Genomic DNA, 22,130 nt, shown 5'->3' with positions numbered 1-22,130 from the left:
TGCGTTATCAGCTTAAACTTCCATTACTGGAAGTTTTGTAGGTTCCAGTTACCGATGTCATCTTCAGTACCAACTTGCCCGTCAGGACCTGCACTGAAAATATCGATTCGACCATTTTCGCCTGGGCTCAATAGGAAGTAATCATTGCGCCATGGATCCTGAGGTAAACGTTTTAGGTAACCATCTGGACGGTAGTTACGTGGTTCAGGTGAAGACGTTGGCTTTTGCACTAAAGCATCTAAACCTTGATCAGTCGTTGGATAAACACTGTTATCAAGACGATACATATCTAGGGCATTCTCTAATGCAACAATGTCAGATACTGCTTTTTGTAAATCAGCTTTATCTTTGTTACCCATAAGGTTAGGTACAACCATTGAGGCTAAAATACCTAAGATCACGATAACGACCATGACTTCTAAAAGGGTAAAACCACGTTGTTTACGATTGACTTGCATTGACGACTTCCTCCAGTGCACACCACATTGGCGTGACAAAAATAATATCTAAAAACTTGCGGCGCTAGCCACTAATCAAGTTATTCAATTCTAAAATAGGTTGTAAAATGGCCATCACAATGAATAACACTACCGAGGCCATACTCACAACCAACATAGGTTCAAATACACCTAAAGCAATGTTCACATTCGCTTCAAACTCACTGTCTTGGTTATCAGCAGCACGCTCCAGCATTTGCTCTAACTGGCCACTTTTTTCACCCGACGCAATCATATAGAGCATCATAGGTGGAAAAAGTTTAGTATTTGTCAGCGCAGCACCTAAACTTGTACCTTCACGTACTCTTGCTGTCGCATCATCAACAGCCGCGCGCACTTTCACATTGACTAATACTTCACTCGCAATTCGCATACCTTCAAGTAACGGCACTGAACTTGCCGATAAAATACTTAAAGTTCGTGCAAAACGCGCAGTGTTAATCCCTTTACTGACTTTACCGAGCACTGGCGCTTTTAACAGCCAAGTATCGAACACCATTCTAAAATTAGGTTTTTTCAGCATTTGTTTGAACAACACAAATGCGGCAAACATCAGTCCCAAGACGACTAAACCATATGACTGCACAAAGTCTGATGCAATAATCAAAAATTGCGTAGTGCCCGGTAACTCTTGGCCCATGTGCTCAAACTGGCCAACAACTTTTGGAACTACAGCCGCTAATAAAACAGCAATAACGCCGATAGCAACAACGGTCAGTACAATCGGGTAAATCATCGCCTGAGTAAGCTTAGACTTAAGCTGTTGACGACGTTCGGTGTAATCAGCGAGACGATTCAATACCACTTCTAAATGACCAGACTTTTCGCCTGACGCCACCATTGCACGGTATAGATCATCAAAAACATGGGGATATTCTGCGAGTGAATCAGCTAAGCTATAACCTTCAACAACCCGTGAACGTACAGCCATCACTAAGCTAGCAAGTCTGTCTTTTTCACACTGCTGTCCAACCGCTTTAAGCGATTCTTCAATCGGCAAACCCGCAGCAACTAGGGTCGCTATTTGACGGGTAATCAGGGCAAGTTCTGCCACCGAGATACCACGTTGGAATAATTTAAGACCACCCGTTTTCGCTTTCGCTTCTTTTTCGGCAACAGGTTGTAACTCAAGTGGCATTAAGCGTTGTTCACGCAGCTGACTACGCGCGTGACGCGCTGTATCTGCTTCAATCACACCTTTTTGCTGTTTGCCATTGCTATCAAGGGCTTTATATTCAAACGCTGCCATTGATTATTCCTCGCGAGTTACGCGCAATACTTCTTCTAAGGTCGTGACACCATCAAGTACTTTACTCATGCCATCGTGACGAATACTTGGGATGGTTTGACGAACATATTTCTCAATTGCAAGCTCACCACGACCGCCGTGAATTAACTCACGTACATTGTCATCAACCACGAGTAACTCATGAATACCAGTACGGCCACGATAGCCATTATTACCACACTCTTTACAGCCATTAGCGCGGTAAATAACGCGAGTATCATTGGCGGTCACGCCTAATAATTCACGCTCTCGCTCATCAGGTTCATGGGGGATCTTACATTCGTTACATAGAGTTCGAATCAATCGCTGAGCTAATACGCCCAACAAACTTGATGAAACAAGGAACGGTTCAACACCCATATCTTGCAAACGCGTAATCGCGCCAGATGCGGTGTTGGTATGCAGTGTTGATATCACTAAGTGACCGGTTAATGATGCTTGAACAGCAATTTGCGCGGTTTCTAAATCACGGATTTCACCAATCATCACCACATCAGGATCTTGACGTAAGATTGCACGTAAACCACGAGCAAAGCTCATATCGGCTTTCATGTTCACTTGCGTTTGACCGATACCTTCAAGCTCGTACTCGATAGGATCTTCAACGGTCAAAATGTTGGTATCTTTTGAATTGATCTCAGTTAAGCCTGCATACAAGGTGGTACTTTTACCAGAACCTGTCGGGCCAGTTACCAAGATAATGCCATGGGGTTTACGAATAATGGCATCGAACTGTTCACGAATCGATAATGTCATACCCAGTAATTTTAAATCGAGATTACCGGTATTTTTATCCAGTAGACGTAGCACAACACGCTCGCCATGACTTGATGGCATGGTTGATACACGCACATCGACCGCTCGACCTGCAATACGCAGTGAAATACGGCCATCTTGGGGCACACGTTTTTCAGCAATATCTAAACGCGCCATCACTTTAATACGCGAAACCAGCAGCGAAGACAGTTTACGATTTGGTTTTAACACCTCTTTTAATACACCATCAATACGGAAGCGGACAATCAATTGCTTCTCATATGTCTCGATGTGAATATCTGAGGCTTCTTCTTTAATCGCTTCCGATAACAAGGCATTAATTAACTTAATAATTGGTGCATCATCATCGCCTTCTAATAAATCTTCAGTTTGCGGCAGTTCTTCGGCTAGAGTGAATAAGTCCATCTCGTTGCCAATGTCTTCCATCAACTGCTGTGCTTCTGATGAATTTGCTTGGAAAGTTTGAGTTAACTTAGCTTCAAACTCATCAATCGGTAATTTACTTAGCACGAGTTCTTCACCAGCATAACGACGCACTTCGAGCATCGCATCTAATGGTGTTTCACTGGTGTAATACAATTTTAGTGCATCAGTTTCTTTGGCTAATGCCAAATTAAACCTGTGTGAAAAAGCAAAAGGTAAGCGCTCACGACTGGTTGAAACAAACACCTCATCATTGAGTTCATCTGCTTCTAAACCTAAGTCTGTTGACACTTTCGCCAATTGTTCAGTCATTTCTGCTTCACTCATTGGCGTTATCTTCTGATGCTTCTGCGTCTTCTTCAACCGATTCAGCTGCTTTGCTGGCAGCTTCTGTTGCAGCGCGATCTTTTTCCATGCTCTCGCTGATATGCTTCAATGCTGGATCCGAATCACGCATCTTAGTTTCTAAGTTCTTACCTTCTTTATAACGATTTAAGACTTCGTTAACTTCATCAGGTAAGTAAGCCTCTTGATCCCATTCATCAAGTATTGGCACATCAGTATTTGGCATTAAGTTAACACCACGTTCTTGTTGTTCGATTTGCAATGCGCGGAAGTAGTTATATTTACGTCCCGCAATACCTTCCATAGTAATACCATCACGAATAATCGTAGGCTTGATAAATACCATCAGATTTTTCTTTTTCACGCCACTTGAAGATGACTTGAATAAATGACCAATAATCGGTAAATCACCTAAGAATGGTACTTTTTGAACCGACTCTTGGGTTTCTTCATTGATCAAACCACCTAAGACAACGATTTGCCCCGAATCGGCCATCACAGTAGTGGTTAAGCGACGAGTCGCAAACGTCACATCGACACCCGTTTTACCGTTAATCCCTGAGACTTCCTGCTCAATGGTTAACTTAACAGCATTACCCTCGTTGACTTGTGGTACCACTTTAAGTTTTACGCCGACTTCTTTACGTTCAACCGTTTGGAAAGGGTTAGAGTTACCATTACTTGAGTTTTGGCTACCCGTTAGAATTGGCACTTCATCACCAACAATAAATGAAGCTTCTTGGTTATCTAGTGTTGTGATAGAAGGTGTAGCAAGTACGTTTGATTTAGTATCACTTGATACTGCTTGTACTAATGCGCCAAAATCACCAGCGGTAACGCCCCACGCCATGCCATTCACTTTACCTAACGCTTGCGCCAGTAAGGTAATGTCACCACGGGTATCAGGGTTTTCGGTACAGGTACCATTTTCAGTACAGACTGTGGTGCCTTCTTCGCCTTGAGCTTGCCAAATACCCGCACCAATTTCACCGATGGTAGGGCCTAAGTTATTAAACTGGGTGCCACCACCTGCGGCAGTTGCCCACTGCACACCAAAACCAACATCATCACCTTCTGAGACTTCAACAATAATCGCTTCGACTAGGACTTGTGCACGACGAATATCTAATTGGTTAACGACACTTTCAATGGTGCGCATTTGATCTGGTTCAGCGCTGATAACTAATGCATTAGTATCAACGTGAGCCATGATATTAATTTCTTTACGGCGCTTATTGCTGCCACTCTGGCCAGTATCCTGGTCGCTTTGTAGTTGCTCAGCAAAACCTGTTAATACTTCAACTAAATCTTCAGCCTTAGCGTAACGTAAGTAACGGACTTTGGTATTACCTGTTGTAGCTTGCTCAGCATCAAGACGGCGGACCAATTCGACTACACGCTGACGGCTTTTTTCATCACCACTCACAACCACGGCATTGGTTCGTTCATCAGCAACCACTTTAGGTGCTTGGCCTGGCATTTGTGCTTGGTTAGCTGTTGAGCGGTACAAAGTATCAATAATACGAACGATTTCGCCTGCTGATGCAAACTCAAGCGATACTACCTGTACTTCCGTATCACCTTGTTTATCTACACGGCGGACGATTTCGACTAGTTTATTTACGACTGCAGCACGACCTGAAATCATCAATACATTTGATGGGTCATAATTTACAACGTTACCGCCACCCGCATTATCATTTAGCTGACGTAATAACGGCGCAAGTTGTTTAGCTTCGGTATTATAAAGGGCCACAATACGTGTAACCATTTCATCACCTAAACCAGGCTTAGCATCATCGGCCACACGGATAGCTGCGGTTTTCGCATCTTTATCCTTGATGACTTTAATAACACGGTTTTCCATTTCGACAACGGCATAACCATAAACTTGTAATACGTTGAGGAAGAATTGGTAATACTGTTCATCATCCAATAAGTCGTAACTACGGACGTTAATTTTGCCGCGGACAGTTGGATCGACAATAATCGTTTTATTGAGGTTCTTACCTACAATATTAATGAATTCTTGAATATCTGTGCCTTTAAAATTGGCAGCATATTGCTCCGACCAAGCCGCTTGAGAAGCAAGCATTGCTATACCAGCAACCATCCCTGCTAATAACTTGCGTCGAATTCCATAACTCTTCATTATTTTCAATCCTCTACTGCCTAACTATTCTGGCAAACTAAAAATTATTTCTACTAACTGTCCATCACGTTCAACCATGACGCCGACTTCTGTTAATTCTGGTAATTGCGCCATAACTTCTAATGATTGTCCCATGTCGGTCAAATCATAGCCGTTGATGGATTTGGCTAAATCATTTGCTTTAAATCCCGCAGCCGCAAATAAAGATTTATTTTTACCTGGGTTGAGGCGATAGCCGCTGACACCGTCGGCGCCGCGCACTGGAGAAATGGCTAGATAGTCAGTCAGCTTTCCTGGATCAGCTAATAGTTCATCACGTGAATCACTGATTTGCTGAGCAACCTCGGCATTTTGACGACGATCGTCACGCTGTACTTGACGGTCTTTTTTGGCTTGCTGTAATGACTGGTTAGCTTGGCTTTGGGTGGTATAATTTAAACCATCCAACATTAATGCCTCATAACGGCCAGCATTAGTAATGATGATACGGTCGGCATACACTTCTTTCAGCGAAGCAGAAGTGCCTTTAATTTTGTCACCTAAGCCGTAAGTTTCTTGATTACCTTTTGATTCAATGACAGCAAGACCGTTGGTATCAGAAGTAGAAGCCACCACCCCCGTCAATAAAATAGAAAGGTTAGTTTTAGGTGCATCAGTAATTTGTTCAACTGGAGCAGGTTTATTAGGCCGGCCATTTGCATTGGCGTCTTTTTCGCCAAATAATGCCAATCGCTGGACACTACTTAGCTCAACCCGTTTAGCGCTTGCTACCGAAGTTGGCGAAGGTTGCCATGCAACTGCCTGAGAATTTACTGGCATTAGCTTCCAGGTAATCTGCGCTGTCAGTAATAGCACAATCACTAATCCTAACCAGAATACAGCTGTGCTTAATGGCTTTTGGGGGATTCCCGCAGCCTTAGTTATAATTTTATCTAATACATCCATATTCGGCTTTGACCCTCTAGCAGGTCGCTGTTCTAATTCTGTTAATTTAGGAAATACTGCATCATGCTAACCCAGCCAGCTTATTGCAACAAGCCCATAGCATATGGATTGGCGAAATTGCACCGAATATGCTACATTTGCGCGCCTAAAAAGGCTGTGAGAAACGCCACGATATTGGGCTCTCGCCTGCATTTTACACGTTAAAAATGTCAACGGTGTGAACTCGTACCACTTTTGGGGGTGTTAGATGAGCCAAGCTCCATCTAAAACAGTGACTGTTCGACTCGACAAATGGTTATGGGCGGCGCGTTTTTATAAAACACGCTCATTAGCAAAAGAGATGATCAATGGCGGAAAAGTGCACTATAACGGTCAACGCGCTAAATCCAGCAAACAAGCTGAAGTGGGTGCCAAGATACGTTTACGTCAAGGCCATGATGATAGGGAAATAATTATTGCTCAGTTGTCGGAACACCGACAAGGGGCTGCTGTAGCGCAAACGCTATACGAAGAAACAGCTGAGAGCATTAGCAAAAGAGCGTTTAATGCCGAAGCCAGACGTTTGAATATATTGAACAATCCCGCTCCAGAAAATAAGCCGGATAAAAAACAACGTCGCCAACTTATTCGCTTTAAAGATCTATAACGATAGTTAAAGTACAACAAACGAGATAAAACATGAGCAAAGATATATTACATCGCTACTTATTTGATAATGCCGATGTCCGTGGTGAAATGGTTCAACTTGAAAAAAGTTATCAAGAAATCCTATCAGCACATGAATACCCAAAGGCACTCCAACTGATAATGGGACAGCTTATGGCTGCAACATCATTATTGACTGCCACCATCAAGTTCACTGGCGACATCAGTGTGCAATTGCAAGGTGATGGGCCTGTTTCTGTTGCTGTGATTAATGGCACTAACTTGCAAGCTCTTCGTGGTGTTGCTCGCTGGAATGGTGAGTTTTCTGATGAAGCCTCTTTAAGTGATTTGTTCGGTAAAGGTGTGATGGTGATTACCCTGACGCCTGATGAAGGCGAGCGTTACCAAGGTATTGTGTCATTAGATCACGATAATCTTGCCGCTTGTTTAGAAGAGTACTTTAACCAATCAGAGCAATTGCCAACACGCATTTCATTATTCGCTGATGGTAAGCAAGCTGCGGGTATGTTGCTACAAGTGTTACCCACTCAAACTGAAGAAAACGAAGACTTCAACCACTTATTGGCGCTCACTGAGACCATTAAGCAAGAAGAGCTATTTACGTTAGAGGCTGAAGACATTTTACATCGTCTTTATCATCAAGAAGATGTGCGTCTGTTTGATCCTGTAGACGTTAGCTTTAAATGTACTTGCTCAAGAGAGCGAAGCGCTAAAGCACTCGCTACGATTGAGCAAACTGAAGTGGAAGAAATTCTAGCTGAAGAAGGTAAAATCGAAATGGGCTGTGAATATTGCCCGCAAATGTATACCTTCGACAGCATCGATATTGCTGCAATTTATGCGGGTAACTTAGATGCTGGAAACAGTAGCAACTGATCAAACCTACATAACAACTTTCAAAAAAAAGCGCCTTAGGCGCTTTTTTTATGTAAAAAATCTATCTTAAAACTAAAAAACCAGCTCAAATTACAAAAAAGTTACCAAACTGTTGGTTACCTGTTTTGTTTATTACGTTACAATGGCTTTGCTAAATTAGTTTTAGCATAAGCAAGCGAGAACGTAAGTCATCCCAACTATAAATCGGCAATATAGACCGATAAACGACCTATTTACAACGGAGAAGCACCCGATGACAGATGGAACAAATAGCGTACACTTCAACCTTACTAGCGCTGAGTTAATTGAACTTGCTTTACAACGTAATGAAGGGCAGTTAACCGCCAATGGCGCATTAGTAGCAAAAACAGGCGAACGTACTGGTCGTTCCCCTAATGATCGTTTTATTGTTCAAGAAGCCAATACTCAAGATGAAATTGATTGGGGCTCAGTCAACAAAGGTATTGCTGCAGATACTTTTGATGCACTTTGGGGCCGCGTTGAAGCTTATCTATCTGAGAAAGACATATTCGTATCTGAGCTAGAAGTAGGTGCTGACGATGCGCACTACCTTCCCGTTCGAGTCACCACAGAATATGCATGGCATCAAGTTTTTGCGCGTAACTTATTTATCACTCCAGAGCAGTTTAACCGAGGCGATAAAGACGTTTGGCAAATAATGAATGCGCCTGAATTTGTTTGTGACCCTGCCCGCGATGGCACTCATTCTGATGCGGTTGTGATGATCAATTTTGCCGACAAAAAAGTCCTTCTAGCTGGACTTAAGTATGCCGGCGAAATGAAAAAGTCGATGTTCTCGGTACAAAACTTCTTATTGCCAGCTAAGGGCGTGCTTCCTATGCATTGCTCTGCCAATGTCGGTCATGATGGTGATACCACATTATTCTTTGGTTTATCAGGTACAGGTAAAACTACCTTATCTGCTGATCCAAAACGTTTTCTTATTGGCGATGATGAGCATGGTTGGGCTCCCGGCGGTGTATTCAATATCGAAGGCGGCTGTTATGCAAAATGTATCGACTTAAGCCAGAAGAACGAACCGGTGATTTGGGATGCGATTCGCTTTGGTACGGTACTTGAAAATGTCATGTTAGATGAACAACGAGTGCCTGATTATACGAATACAACATTAACAGAGAATAGCCGCGCAGCTTACCCGTTAGAGCATATTGCTCAGCGTAAAGAAGAAAACCGTGGTGCTGAACCCAACTCAGTGGTGTTTTTAACTTGTGATGTCTCTGGTGTATTACCACCAGTGTCAGTGTTAACTAAAGAGCAAGCGGCTTATCACTTCTTGTCGGGTTACACTGCAAAAGTGGGCTCTACTGAAATGGGCTCAACTTCAGCAATTCAATCAACGTTCTCAACCTGCTTTGGTGCGCCTTTCTTCCCACGCCCTGCTGGTGTGTACGCAGAACTATTAATGAAGCGTATTGAGTCATTTGGTAGTCGTGTTTACCTAGTAAATACTGGTTGGACTGGCGGCCCTCACGGCGTTGGTAAACGTTTTGATATTCCAACCACTCGTGCAATTGTTGATGCAATTGTCAGTGGCGAGCTAAAAGATGTTGAAACTCAGCATATTGATAAACTGAACCTCGCTGTACCTGTAACGGTTTCAGGCGTTGATACTCAATTGCTCAACCCAGTAAATACTTGGGCTGACAAAAATGAGTACGCAAAATACGCCCAGCAATTAGCCGAAGAGTTCACAGCGAACTTTGCTAAATATCAGGTATCGGATGCAATCAAAGCCGCTGGGCCTAATAGCTAGCACACTGATGCTGTAATACGCGTCAATATATGATTGCGCCAACACAAAGCCTCAAGTGACATTGAGGCTTTTTTATTTTATCCCTTTGTTCAAAATTGTTACATTTTAAACAGTAATATTATCAATTACCTCTCGCTAAGCCCTTGTCTCTCTTCCTATTTGATTTAATATAAAACGACATTCTATTTGCTCACACATAGGGATATCTATGCGCCGCGCCATACTTGCCAGTTTAATGATCAATTCGCTATTTTCTTTTTCTAGTATGGCCGAAACCTCAGAGCAAGCCTTAACAGAATTACACAGTTTAGCTTCCCACCCATTTATCAATGATGAGATTTTACCACCTATTCAATCGTGGCAAGGCCAAAGTGAAGCGCTCATTTTAGATGCCTCATCACCTTGGTCAACGCCATTTGAGCAAAATGGTTTAGCACATAGTCCTGATTACGAAGCCACCCATCAATGGCTAAATAAACTTGTTGATAGTAGTGATTTGTTATCACAAGTCTCGATTGGTAAAAGCCCTCAAGGTCGTGATATTTGGATGGTCGTGGCATCAGAATCAGGAGCAGCAACACCGGAGGCACTCTCAGAAAGCAATAAGCCCACCATTTTAGTCCAAGCTGGTATTCACTCTGGTGAAATTGACGGAAAAGATGCGGGGATGATGCTGTTACGAGATATGACTCAAGGCGATAAGCAAGCTTTGCTTGATAGAGTGAACCTGTTATTTGTTCCAATTTTGAGCGTCGACGCCCATGAGCGAAGTGATGAGTACAACCGTGTAAACCAGCGTGGCCCTGTCGATATGGGTTGGCGCACCAATGCTAGAAACCTAAATTTAAACCGTGATTACGCCAAACTAGATACGCTAGAATTACAGCATATGATCCGTGCCATCAATGTGTGGCAACCTGACTTATATATTGATGTTCATGTCACTGACGGTATTGATTATCAGTACGATGTCACCTTTGGCTATAACGTAAAACAAGGCTACAGCCCTGCAAGCTATGAATGGTTAGAAAAATATTACCGCCCAGAAGTTGAATCTGCACTGACAGATAATGGCCATGTCCCTGGGCCTTTAGTGTTCGCGTTAGACAATACTGACTTGTCAAAAGGCTTATCTTATTGGAATCCAAGTCCTCGATTTTCAAATGGTTATGGCGATGCGCGCCACTTACCCACCATTTTAATTGAAAACCACAGCTTAAAACCTTTTAAACAAAGAGTATTAGGCACATACGTCATGTTAGAGCAAACCCTTAAAACGGTGGCAAAGCATGGCACAAAATTAAAAGCGGCAATTTATGAAGATAAGTACCAACGCCGACAACAGATCCCATTAACCTGGAATACAGTTGAGCAGCCAGGTTGGGATTTCAAAGGTATAGGTTATTCGCTTGAAACCAGTGAAATTAGTGGCACTGAGGTAGTGCGCTGGAATGGGCAACCTAAGCTTTACCCTAACTTACCAGTCATGGGTAATACCGAAGCGAATGTTATGACTCAACGCCCTAAATACTATTATGTACCTGCCCAGTGGCACCAAGTGATTGAGCGCCTATCGATTCATGGCGTCAGAATGACGCCACTGACTGAAGCTAAAACGCTCAAACTAAGCCAGTATCAATTTGCAGAGCCGACATTTAATCAAAAAGATTATGAAGGCAGACAACGCGTCAAAGCCACCAGCAACAAAGTGAATATTGAAACAACATTACCTATTGGCACGATTCAAATTGCAACCAATCAACCATTAGGTGATTTAGCAATTTTATTACTTGAACCACAATCTGCCGATTCGTTTTTCCAATGGGGCTTTTTCAATAGCATCTTCACTCGGACTGAGTACATCGAAGATTATGCTGTAGAGCCACTCGCAGCAAAAATGTTAGCAGAAGATGAAGCCTTAGCGGCAGAGTTTAAAACAGCATTAGAAGATGAAAGCTTTGCTAATGATTCAAAAGCAAGACTGCGCTGGTTTTATGAAAGAAGCCCTTATTACGATAATCAATATATGAAATACCCTGTGCTACGTTCACGATAATTAACTAAACAAGACCAAATGACTAAAAAGCCACCTGAAGATAATCTTTAAGGTGGCTTTTTATTGGCTTTAGCTTCACAGGTTAATTAATCCGTTTGATAATCTGCGATCAAGGCGAGTTTTTTAGCCCGAGTGAGCTTTTTAACCGCTAACTCACGTTTTGTCGCTAAGCTTCTGTCTGCGACACTTTCTTGATAGACCAGAGTTAATGGCCCTTTGCCTTTAAGGTATTTGGCTCCTTTTGTGCCACCAGCCTGATGTTCAGCAAAACGTCTTTTAACATCTGTGGTAATGCCTGTATATAAATGGCCGTTATAGCATTTCACCATATAAAGAAACCAGTCGTTCTTTTTCGATACAGGCTTGATGACAGGAACCTCTGCGGAAACCTTTCCGGAAATAATGGCATTATTAATTATTGCGCCACTTTTACTGGTCATAGATATAAAAACCTTCGGTCTGATCATAGTTATCTGCCGCTATCATGGCATAATGCGGTATCAAAAATGAATCTTATTATCTAAGCCAGCCTTAGATAAACCACAACATGGCAAATGTCATGCGAGGAGCTACGATGTCAACAAAATCTGATTCCTGTGCACAGCCTGGTTTAATGCACCCAACTGACGCCATTAATGCTTTACTTGATCAAGTGAGTGTTATTGAACAAAGCGAAATGGTTAGCTTAAATGAGGCTGTTGGCCGTATTTTATCTGAAGATTTGGCATCTTGTATCGACCTCCCTCCTTTCGATAACTCATCAATGGACGGTTACGCCTTTAAGTTCGATGAACTGACAGGTGAAACAGCAACCACGTTAACCTTGGTCGGAACCTCATTTGCAGGACACCCTTACAAAGGCAAGATCCCAGCCAACAGCTGTATTCGGATTATGACTGGTGCGCCAGTTCCTGCAGGTTATGACACGGTACAGATGCAGGAGAAAACCTCTGCTGACGGTGACAAGATCACCATTGAACACCCAAATGCCAAAGGCAATAGCATTCGCTACTGTGGTGAAGAACTTACCGCTGGCACCAATGTACTCAAAAGTGGCACTCAAATTCGCGCGGCAGAAATGGGCGTATTAGCTACAATCGGCATCAGCCAAATAAGAGTAAAAGCCCGTCTTAAAGTCGCTTTCTTTTCAACAGGAGATGAACTGCGACCAGTAGGAAGCGAGCTTGCTCCTGGGCAGATTTACGATTCTAATCGCTACTCGATTAAAGGCCTACTCACCCAAGCTAATGTTGAATGGATTGATTTAGGCGTTATCGAAGATGACAAAGAAGCGATTCGCGGTGCGTTTAGAGAGGCAGCGAAAAAAGCGGATATGGTGCTGACCTCTGGCGGCGTTTCTGTTGGTGATGCTGATTACACTAAGCAAATTCTCTCTGAGGAAGGTGAAATTACCTTCTGGCGCTTAGCGATTAAACCCGGTAAGCCATTTGCGTTCGGTAAATTAGGCAAGGCCGTTTTTTGCGGCTTACCAGGTAACCCTGTTTCATCAATGGTCACCTTCTACAAACTTGTTTGGCCAATCGTCAATAAGATGCAAGGCTTAACGGTGAAAGAGCCATTAATCGTTAAAGCGACCCTAACGAGTGCCATTCGCAAACAACCAGGCCGAGCAGAATATCAACGCGGTATTTTGAGCCGTGATGACAACGGTGAACTCGTCGTATCAACCACTGGCGGTCAAGGCTCAGGCATGCTTACCTCGATGAGTTTAGCTAACTGCTTTATTAACTTAGAGCAAGAACAAGGCGATATTGCCTCTGGCGCTCAAGTTAATGTTGAACCATTCAACAGCGTATTGTGTTAATTGCTAAGGAAGTTTAATGAGTGATTTATCCCTAAACGCAGCTGATGATTTGGACATTTTGTCAGACAATGAAATGCTGCGTTATAGCCGCCAAATATCCATTAAAGCTATGGATATTGAAGGCCAAGAAAAACTCAAGCAAGCAAAAGTATTAGTGATTGGCGCAGGTGGCCTAGGTTGTACTGTAACCCAATATTTAGCTGTGGCCGGTGTGGGTGAAATGACCCTTGTTGATTTTGATACGGTTGAATTATCTAATTTACAGCGCCAAGTATTGCACTACGATGAAAATATTGGTCAAGCCAAAGTGGACTCTGCCAAGCAGACATTGGCGCAATTAAACCCATTAATTACCATCAATACTATCAACGAATTTCTTGATGAAGCGCGTATTGAACACTTGGTATCTGAGCATATGTTAGTACTAGACTGCACTGATAATGTTCAAGTCAGAGAACAACTTAACCAAAGCTGTTATAAGCATAAAATCAGCTTTATCTCAGCTGCTGCAATACGTATGGAAGGCACGGTAACTGTATTCGATTATCAGTCATCTTCACCTTGCTACCATTGCTACAGCAGCTTGTTTGGCGAACAACAATTAACCTGTGTCGAGTCCGGTATCTTGGCGCCAGTTGTTGGTTTAGTAGGTTGTATTCAGGCGACTGAAGCCATTAAGGCCATCAGCCAAATGGGCCAAGGCTTAAATGGTCGTATTTTAATGATAGATGCGATGACGATGGAGTTTCGTGAAATGAAACTACCGAAGCAAGCTAACTGCTCTGTGTGCTCGGCACCTGTATAAGGTTCTTAATCAGCAAGCATTAACAATCAAAGTTTTACTAAAAGTCACAATCTTGGCTATAGTTGATAAAAGAAAACGGCTTAATTATCAGCTCTTTTATAACGCTCATTCATAGAAATCTGTCATAGGGATCTACTATGTTCGAACAATTAACTATAGCCAATATTGCATACTGCACTAACAAGTTAGCCCGCATTTATCTGTGGTACCCGTTTACTGCGTTATTTGCTCGAACACCCACTCGTAAGCTCAGTAATTGTAAGCTGTTATCATACGTCGTAATACTCTGTGGTTTAAGCGCCTGTTCAGGCGATGAAATCAAGCCGCTACACATGAGTAACCCTGCAGCTGATTATTGCGTAGATAAAGATGGCACCTTAGAAACCATTAAGCACATTAATGGCGATGTGTCGCTTTGCACTCTGCCTGATGGTGAAGTGATTGAGCAGTGGGAGTTATTTAGGCGTGATCATCAACAAAGCTAATAGCTTGATACCACCTTGCCGATGTTAAGTGATATCAATTAACCGACTTACTCTGCTGTAACTTCTTGATTGTCGTCGCTCGATACAGCCAATTGACTCGCCTCTTGTTGCTCAGTCTGTTGTACTAATTCTCGCTCAGCTTTAGAAACATACTTAGGTTTATTACTACCTGCTTTTTTCGCATTGGCTTTTTTCGCTTTCCCTTTGAGCGTTTGGTTAATCTTTTTACGTCTATTCATACTAATTTCACCTTAAACTCTCTGAAACAACAGCTTTGCTATAAAGCACATATTCGATACAAGCGATATAAATCGGAGTGCGATTCTACAACCCTAAATACAAAAATACCAATTCCAAATATTATCAGAATTGGCATTCTCATCGTTCAATATACCCAGCAGGTTAATCTTGTATCACCACCCAAATGGCATGGATCAAGCCAGGAACAAAGAACAGTAAACAGAGAATAATATTAATCAGTAAATCTTTTCCCATGCCTTTTTTCAAAAACACAGCCACCGGCGGTAGTAAAATTGCAATGACAATTAGCAGCAGTTTATTTGTATCCATAATTATTTCTTTCCCTTTAAAATTGTAAAAATTAATCAACCAAAATGTTCATAATTGCAACAATTTGTGAAACAGATCAAATATTATTATGATATTCAACACAATCAACTTATCCTCAATTTTTAATCATTTAGTGCAGGTTCAATGATAGAAACTAGTAGCAGCCTCATTCTAATTCAAGTGATTTGTATCTTGTGTTTCGCAGGAACAATCGCATGGACTGTCATGGTTATTCCTATGCGAGTCGCACCCAGTGCTAGCTGGCGTTTTGCGTTAGCCAACTTCTGCGTGTTACTAGGCATGTTGCTTTATACTCAACGTACCCATGAACCAAGTTACCTGCATTGGCTAGTAGCTGACAATATTATATTAGTAGGTTTTTGCTTTTTACGCTGGGGCGCGCAGCGACTTTATCATTTAAAATCTAGCCACCAATTTGATATTACATTAGTTCTTGTTTCCATCGGCAGCATGTTACTCGCCAAACCACAAAACAGTAGCTCGGCATATTTAATGATTATTTTATCTTTAGCTGCCGCTATTTGTTTCTTTATGCTAGCAAAAGATCATTATGTCGCCTTTAAGAAGAATTTTACTGCTTTCGCCACTTACTGGTTAGTTATTCCGATTTTAATCATTGGCATTATGTTCTTATCCAGGGCATGTATTTTGATACTTTATCCCGAAAAGGTCGCTACCTACGCGGCGTTTAACACTGAGGAATCAGTGCCTATTTTATGGGTCTATATCGTATTAATTTTATTAGTTAATATCCTCATCATAGGAAACACCATTAATCGTCTTGTGGTGAAAATAATGACCCTAGCGAATAAAGATACATTAACTGGGCTTTGGAATCGAAATGCACTACAAAGCAAGTTAGCCCTAGAACATGCTCGATGGCTACGCGACAAGGTCAGCTACAGTGTGATTTTGATTGATTTAGACCATTTTAAACAAATCAACGATGTCCATGGCCACACTGCAGGCGATGAGGTGCTTAAAGTTGCTGCTAAGCAACTGAATAGTATCACTCGAGAAATAGACTATTTATGCCGTTATGGTGGTGAAGAGTTTGTGCTCATCTTACCGCTGACGTCGGAGCAAAAAGCTCTTTGTGTGGCGAATAAACTACAACTGGCCTTAGCGAAAGTGAACTTTGAGTGGCAAGGAACACCCATTGCCATTGAAGCCAGTATTGGTTTCTCGACGATTAATGAGAGCTTACCTGCTGAAGCGTTACTTCAATTAGCAGATAAAGCCATGTATGAAGCTAAAGCCAGTGGCCGTAACTGCATTAAAAGTGCCAATCCAACCCTAAACGACAAGTTCTAAATAAAAGAGAATGACCTACGCTTAAGTATGCTTGGGCCAAGCAAGCATTTCTGGCGCTTGCCAATCTTGTTGTAAAATGTCGGTGACTGATGGTGCTTGAAACACATCCCCTATCTCAGGAAGTTGTATAAACTGATATCGTTTATCTTGATACTCAAAGTCCAATGCCATGGCATGCAAGTAACAACGGTCTGCCACTTCGCCTCCATATAGTTCATCCCCCAAGATAGGTACACCGATACTGCTTAACGCGACACGTAATTGGTGAGTTTTCCCACTTAATGGTTTGAGTAAATATAATCTTAAGCCATCACCAATAGATTGAGAGAAAAACTGGGTTATTGCAGGATTGGTCTTAGTGCGCAGCAGTTTATACATGCTGCGTCGAGATTTGGCCATGTCGCCTATAATCCCACCTTGCTTCTTTTTAGGCTTTCCTTTGGCAATAGCCAGATAAAACTTTTGAATTTTATGCTCACTGAACAATTCAGTAAACTCTGCCGCTGCCTGTGGGGTTTTAGCTAATATAAGTAACCCAGAAGTCGGGGTATCTAAACGGTGTACCGCAAACAGCTTAATACCTAAATCTGCTTCAACTTGCGCAACAACACCTGCAGTGCCATCTTGGCTATGAAAATGAACCTTAGGAGACTTATTGATAACAATAAAGTCTGGGTGTTGTTCTAAAATTTGATACATAGTCTCGATTCTAATGAGAGTACTGAAATACAAGCTCTGAACTAAAAGTTCTGAAATAAGAGTACTAATTATAAGCGTGCTAAACATCACTGGTACAAGCCTGATATATCGACTTTATACCAATGATTAACATGAGCTAGGAATATACCTAAACAGGACTAGAATCGAATGTCGACAATCAGCCCTGGATGATTATCCTTAAGCTCAATTTTAGCATGATGACGGGATAAAATCGCTTTCACCATTGATAAGCCCAACCCCGTGCCTTTGTGATGTCGGCTAGGGTCTAATCGCACTAAACGATCAAATACCCTTTCTTTATCTTCATCACTAATACCTGGGCCATTATCAATAATTTGGATCTTTCTGCCTTTTTGCACTATCTCAATGGTGGCATCTTCAGGGGCATATTTAATCGCATTATCAACTAAGTTAAATAAGGCTTGGAACAATAGGTATTTATCGCCAGAGATTGTCACATCTTTGTCTGCTGACAAAGTCAAAGTTTGTTGTTTCGACTCAGCAACCACTTCAGCCATTTCAAATAAGTCTTCACATAAAAGTTGTAGACTCACAGGCTGCATATCTAAGGTTTGCTGACCTTCTTCTATTCGAGTGAGAGATAACATGGCATCAAAAGTCGCTAAACAATGGTCCAGTTCTTCTAGCAACATGGCGGTCAATTCTGGCACATGCTCTGTCGGTTTACTGGGTAATTGCTCAATACCAATGCGTAAGTGAGACAAAGGCGTTCTTAAGTCATGGGCAATATTATCTGTCACCCCACGAACAGACATTAAGTTATGTTCTAAGGTATCAAGTACCCGATTAAACTGACCAGCAAGCATATCAAATTCGTCTTGATTATGACTCACTGGCAAACGGGTGTTGTACTCACCTTGCTCAATCTTTTTACACAGTAAATTGTATTGTACCAAGCGTCTTAAAATCGCTTTAGAGAACACAAAACCAACCGCTAAGGTAATCCCTAACGTGAATGCCACCGCCCAAAATGCAGCATTAATGAATTTATCAATTAATGCAGCTAAATTATCAGTACGAGTCGCTATAAGCACCGGCCCATAATGGGTCATCACAATGCCACCGGTGAGAATATGAAGCTTATCTGGGCCACCGGTTAAAATAGGAAATTCACGGGTTTTTGGCAATAAAGGCATGTTGTCAGGCACAAAACTCAGTGCCCCAACCATGTCAACGCTGTTTCGCCAAGCAATCAAGGCTGTTTTCGGGTCTGCTGCGCGAATTTGCGCAGCAAAACTGCGGCGATCAACCGTTAATGCCAATTGCTGATAACGCTGCATTTCAGTGGCAAGATGTTGCTCAACCTGATTTTCTTGCTCAATAACGAGTTGACGGTATAAACCAAATACCAACATCACAATCAACAAGGTAACCAAGGTCGAGAAAATTAGCGTTATCCGCCAAGCACTGCTTTGGTAGGGTTTAATTCCCTTTGCAAAGGCGATATCCAGCCCCTCGAACAGTTTCAATGATCTCTGGGTGGCCTAGCTCTTCAAATTTACGACGCAGTTTTGCAATATGCACATCAATCACATTGGTGCGCGGGTCAAAGTGATAATCCCAGACTGCTTCAAACAATAATGTACGGCTAATGACTTGATTTGGATGCTCCATTAGATATTTCAGCAATTGAAACTCTTTAGGCTGTAGCATTAATTCATGCTCATCTAATGTTACTTTGCGGGTCAGTAATTCCATTTTTAAATTGCCGACTTCAAGGTCGGTATTTGCCGCAGCTGGCGCATTACGTTGAATCAGCTTTTCTGCGCGCACTTGCAACTCAGCAAAGGCAAATGGCTTGGTCATGTAATCATCGCCACCAGCACGTAATCCTTTCACTCGCTCGTCGACATGACTCAGCGCAGAAAGGATTAACACAGGTGTTTGGTTACCATTATTGCGCAGTGCAGTCAGCAAGGTTAGACCGTCTAACTGAGGTAACATACGATCTAAAATGATAATGTCATATTGATTATGCTTTGCTTGGTGTAAGCCATCATGGCCATTGGTCGCAGTATCAACTTGATATTGCTGTGCGGTAAAACCTTCAGCAACGTATTGTAGTGTGGTTGCATCGTCTTCAACGATTAATACTCGCATAGTGCTATTCCTTAGTTCTACAGCGTTTGACTGTAAAGGTGCTAATTGCCAAGTCATATTAGTCCCACTGCAGTAATGGCAGCGGACGTAATTCTTCAATATCAAAAGCAATCGTATGTTTGCTTGAAACATTGAGTAATTTTAATTCTAGATAGCTGATGGCTAAGTCATGGTCTAACTCAGCTTCGATTAAATATCCCGTTTGACCTTTTTGCGCCATTGTGACGAGCTCAGTAAAAGTCATTTTTTGCTTGATGAGTACTCGTGCGGCTTTAACTTGGTCTAAATCATCGGCTTCAAAAGCGGATAATTTTTTGGTGATTAAGCTGCCGTCACTTGCATCAAATGAGAATTCGGTAATTTCACTGTCATCTAGATTGAGTAAATCTATTTCATAAATGAGTTGACCATTTTCAACATCCATATCGAACGATGAAACGACACCGCTATATTCAGTTTCAATTTGTTCAACCACGACAAGTGGTTGGACGTATTCACCCTCTGAGAGCAAGGTATGCATAGTCGGGGTAGCCATTACCATTGATGGAAATACGACTAACAACGACAGAACGATACGGAACATGAAAGCCTCATAATGAGAATTGGAGTAGTGTTACTTTACCTAAGCCCAGCAAAAGACCCAAGCATTGTAAGATTAATAATTGATCATGATTCTAGAATATGGACTTGCTCAGATTTCAGTGCAATCGTTGTTGCCAATCCGGTTCTTAATGAGAGTTTTTCAGCCAAATGCGAAGGTATATCCATATTGAACACCTCATCCACATCTGCCATTCGCGCTTTCACACGCACAGACTCACCCATGACTAGCATTGACTCGATAACAATATCGAGTTTATTGATACTACGACACAAACGGCCACTGGAAATCGCATTAAATCGAATGCCTTGGTTTGGGATCACCCAACGCACTTGCTGACCAATTGCCAATTCAGGAGCACTGTCACTGGCAATGATTTGCTCGCCCATTTTAAGCCATGTGATGTTTGCCTCTGCATCTCGGCCACTGACCTCGGCATTGAAAATGTTTCTAAGGCCCATCTGCCTAGCCACGGTTTCATTACGAGGATGAGACAATACCTCAAAAGGTTCGCCCTGCTGCAGCATGTTACCTTGGCTGATTAGGATCATTTTATCGGCCAATAACAAGGCTTCGTTCATATCATGGGTCACCATGATCACAGGAATTGATAACTGTGATTTTAATCTGGCTAACTCAATGTATAAACGTTCACGGGTTTCTCTATCCACCGCAGAAAACGGTTCATCGAGCAATAATACCGAAGGCTCTCGTGCTAATGCCCTTGCTAAAGCCACACGTTGACGCTGACCACCAGATAACTGTGCAGGTAACCTAGCAGGTAGCCCATGCAAGTTAACTCGCTCAAGCCAGTCTAGAGCCCTTGCTTTACGTTCACTTTTAGGAATGTGGTCCAAGCCAGAAATCACATTTTCTAGCGCGGTAAGATGCGGAAATAAACCAAAGTGTTGTGGGACATAACCAATGTGACGTTGTTGAGGGGATAACTTAATCCGCATCTCGTCATCAAACCATTGCTGCTCGCCACACTGAATCCGGCCTTTCTCAGGTACACTTAAGCCTGCAATCATGCGTAACAAAGTGGTTTTACCGCCACCAGAAGGTCCAACAACCGCCAGGACTTCGCCCGCTTTACAGCTAAAGTTAGCAATTAATGGGATGGGTGATACTTGCTCAATTTGGCAGTGTAAATGAGTCTCTAAATCAACGTTGCGGGTTGGCATGCTGCCCCCCTAAGCGTCTTGATAAACTTGTCGTTATTGCCAATACACTCACAGCAAATACCAAGAGTACTAACGACATCGTACCCGCCGCTTCAAAGTCAAACGCTTGCACACTGTCATAAATAGCAATCGAGATGGTTTTAGTTTCGCCAGCAATATTACCACCCAGCATTAACACCACGCCAAACTCACCTAAAACATGTGAAAAACACAACACCACAGCGGTCAATATTCCAGGCCATATCATAGGTAGTTCAATTTTAATGAAAATACGCCACCAGCTCATGCCACAACACGCTGCTGCATCAGGAATATCATGGGGTATGGTTTCAAAGGCGCGCTGAATCGGCTGCACAGCAAAAGGGATATTAACCAGAATAGAGGCAATCACTAAGCCTGAAAAATTAAACACTAACTGGGCGCCAGTAAATTGCTCGACCCATTGTCCAATAAGACTTTGACTACCTAAACCGACAAGCAAGTAATAACCAATCACCGTCGGTGGCAACACCAATGGCACCATAATCAGTGCTTCTACCCACGATTTACCACGAAATTGTTTGTACGCCAGAAAGCGACCGACAAAAATGGCCATTGGGATCAGAATTAATACGGTTACAGAACTTAATTTTGCAGATAACCACAACGACTGCCAATCCATAAA

The 22,130-nt window shown here is 42.3% G+C and carries 22 protein-coding genes; 8 read left to right on the top strand and 14 right to left on the bottom strand.

The genetic code is table 11. From position 1 onward, the window contains the following. Positions 1–23 precede the first annotated feature (23 nt). The 5 genes from gspG to gspC form a co-directional block, all read right to left on the bottom strand. Complete coding sequence (gene gspG, locus Q4600_RS16180) at positions 24–458, bottom strand: type II secretion system major pseudopilin GspG (protein WP_102527624.1); 435 nt, start codon at positions 456–458, stop codon at positions 24–26. Between the two features lie 64 nt (positions 459–522). Further along, positions 523–1,746, bottom strand: coding sequence for a type II secretion system inner membrane protein GspF (gspF, locus tag Q4600_RS16175; protein ID WP_102527623.1), 1,224 nt, complete (start codon positions 1,744–1,746; stop codon positions 523–525). Positions 1,747–1,749: 3 nt separating this feature from the next. After that, entirely contained in the window at positions 1,750–3,312 is a 1,563-nt protein-coding gene (gene gspE / locus Q4600_RS16170) for a type II secretion system ATPase GspE (RefSeq protein WP_102527622.1), read from the bottom strand. Next, positions 3,305–5,482, bottom strand: coding sequence for a type II secretion system secretin GspD (gene gspD, locus Q4600_RS16165; protein ID WP_102527621.1), 2,178 nt, complete (start codon positions 5,480–5,482; stop codon positions 3,305–3,307). The genes gspE and gspD overlap by 8 nt, the downstream gene beginning before the upstream one ends. A gap of 24 nt (positions 5,483–5,506) precedes the next feature. Beyond that, positions 5,507–6,427, bottom strand: coding sequence for a type II secretion system protein GspC (gene gspC / locus Q4600_RS16160; RefSeq protein ID WP_303517124.1), 921 nt, complete (start codon positions 6,425–6,427; stop codon positions 5,507–5,509). A 247-nt stretch (positions 6,428–6,674) separates the two neighbouring features. Here gspC and hslR point away from each other — a divergent pair, with 247 nt between their 5' ends. The 4 genes from hslR to Q4600_RS16140 all read left to right on the top strand — a co-directional run bounded on the left by hslR (position 6,675) and on the right by Q4600_RS16140 (position 11,820). Continuing rightward, the gene (hslR, locus tag Q4600_RS16155) at positions 6,675–7,073 is read left to right on the top strand and encodes a ribosome-associated heat shock protein Hsp15 (RefSeq protein WP_102527619.1); all 399 of its coding nucleotides are present in this window, start codon (positions 6,675–6,677) and stop codon (positions 7,071–7,073) included. A 32-nt stretch (positions 7,074–7,105) separates the two neighbouring features. Beyond that, entirely contained in the window at positions 7,106–7,969 is an 864-nt protein-coding gene (gene hslO, locus Q4600_RS16150; protein WP_303517123.1) for an Hsp33 family molecular chaperone HslO, read from the top strand. 253 nt (positions 7,970–8,222) lie between these two features. After that, complete coding sequence (locus tag Q4600_RS16145) at positions 8,223–9,764, top strand: phosphoenolpyruvate carboxykinase (protein ID WP_303517122.1); 1,542 nt, start codon at positions 8,223–8,225, stop codon at positions 9,762–9,764. A 265-nt stretch (positions 9,765–10,029) separates the two neighbouring features. Further along, a complete protein-coding gene (locus Q4600_RS16140) occupies positions 10,030–11,820 on the top strand; it encodes a M14 family metallopeptidase (protein WP_303517132.1) in 1,791 nt (596 codons plus the stop codon). Positions 11,821–11,906: 86 nt separating this feature from the next. Here the strand turns inward: Q4600_RS16140 and Q4600_RS16135 are convergent, their stop codons facing one another. Then, complete coding sequence (locus Q4600_RS16135) at positions 11,907–12,260, bottom strand: GIY-YIG nuclease family protein (protein ID WP_303517121.1); 354 nt, start codon at positions 12,258–12,260, stop codon at positions 11,907–11,909. 134 nt (positions 12,261–12,394) lie between these two features. Here Q4600_RS16135 and moeA point away from each other — a divergent pair, with 134 nt between their 5' ends. The 3 genes from moeA to Q4600_RS16120 all read left to right on the top strand — a co-directional run bounded on the left by moeA (position 12,395) and on the right by Q4600_RS16120 (position 14,935). Then, positions 12,395–13,645 carry a molybdopterin molybdotransferase MoeA gene (moeA, locus tag Q4600_RS16130; RefSeq protein ID WP_303517120.1) on the top strand — a complete coding sequence of 417 codons (1,251 nt, stop codon included), beginning with the start codon at positions 12,395–12,397 and terminating at the stop codon, positions 13,643–13,645. A 16-nt stretch (positions 13,646–13,661) separates the two neighbouring features. Further along, entirely contained in the window at positions 13,662–14,450 is a 789-nt protein-coding gene (gene moeB, locus Q4600_RS16125; protein ID WP_303517119.1) for a molybdopterin-synthase adenylyltransferase MoeB, read from the top strand. Between the two features lie 137 nt (positions 14,451–14,587). After that, a complete protein-coding gene (locus Q4600_RS16120; protein ID WP_303517118.1) occupies positions 14,588–14,935 on the top strand; it encodes a DUF333 domain-containing protein in 348 nt (115 codons plus the stop codon). Between the two features lie 47 nt (positions 14,936–14,982). Here Q4600_RS16120 and Q4600_RS16115 read toward each other — a convergent pair whose 3' ends face one another. Together Q4600_RS16115 and Q4600_RS16110 are read right to left on the bottom strand one after the other, a co-directional pair. Beyond that, on the bottom strand, positions 14,983–15,174 hold the full coding sequence (locus Q4600_RS16115) for a DUF2986 domain-containing protein (protein ID WP_303517117.1): 192 nt from the start codon (positions 15,172–15,174) through the stop codon (positions 14,983–14,985). Positions 15,175–15,337: 163 nt separating this feature from the next. Beyond that, positions 15,338–15,505 carry a YqaE/Pmp3 family membrane protein gene (locus Q4600_RS16110; RefSeq protein ID WP_102527610.1) on the bottom strand — a complete coding sequence of 56 codons (168 nt, stop codon included), beginning with the start codon at positions 15,503–15,505 and terminating at the stop codon, positions 15,338–15,340. 144 nt (positions 15,506–15,649) lie between these two features. On the opposite strand from Q4600_RS16110, the gene Q4600_RS16105 reads away from it, so the two are divergent. Continuing rightward, entirely contained in the window at positions 15,650–16,840 is a 1,191-nt protein-coding gene (locus Q4600_RS16105; protein WP_303517116.1) for a GGDEF domain-containing protein, read from the top strand. Between the two features lie 21 nt (positions 16,841–16,861). On the opposite strand, the gene Q4600_RS16100 is transcribed toward Q4600_RS16105, so the two are convergent. From Q4600_RS16100 to modB, 6 genes are all read right to left on the bottom strand, one after another. Then, complete coding sequence (locus tag Q4600_RS16100; RefSeq protein ID WP_303517115.1) at positions 16,862–17,539, bottom strand: TIGR01621 family pseudouridine synthase; 678 nt, start codon at positions 17,537–17,539, stop codon at positions 16,862–16,864. A gap of 158 nt (positions 17,540–17,697) precedes the next feature. Further along, positions 17,698–18,936: a HAMP domain-containing sensor histidine kinase gene (locus Q4600_RS16095; RefSeq protein WP_229370279.1), complete on the bottom strand. Its 1,239-nt coding sequence runs from the start codon at positions 18,934–18,936 to the stop codon at positions 17,698–17,700. A 67-nt stretch (positions 18,937–19,003) separates the two neighbouring features. Then, positions 19,004–19,681, bottom strand: a complete 678-nt coding sequence (locus Q4600_RS16090) for a response regulator transcription factor (protein WP_102527607.1) — start codon at positions 19,679–19,681, stop codon at positions 19,004–19,006. A gap of 58 nt (positions 19,682–19,739) precedes the next feature. Then, complete coding sequence (locus tag Q4600_RS16085) at positions 19,740–20,264, bottom strand: PepSY domain-containing protein (protein WP_102527606.1); 525 nt, start codon at positions 20,262–20,264, stop codon at positions 19,740–19,742. Between the two features lie 83 nt (positions 20,265–20,347). Next, complete coding sequence (locus Q4600_RS16080) at positions 20,348–21,466, bottom strand: ABC transporter ATP-binding protein (RefSeq protein ID WP_303517114.1); 1,119 nt, start codon at positions 21,464–21,466, stop codon at positions 20,348–20,350. After that, complete coding sequence (modB, locus tag Q4600_RS16075; protein ID WP_102527604.1) at positions 21,447–22,127, bottom strand: molybdate ABC transporter permease subunit; 681 nt, start codon at positions 22,125–22,127, stop codon at positions 21,447–21,449. Before modB ends, Q4600_RS16080 begins: the two co-directional genes overlap by 20 nt. Between the last annotated feature and the right edge of the window lie 3 nt (positions 22,128–22,130).

This window comes from Shewanella sp. 2_MG-2023, assembly GCF_030548905.1.
Taxonomy (GTDB): Bacteria; Pseudomonadota; Gammaproteobacteria; order Enterobacterales; family Shewanellaceae; genus Shewanella; species Shewanella electrodiphila.
This window is presented reverse-complemented; position numbering and strand designations above follow the sequence as displayed.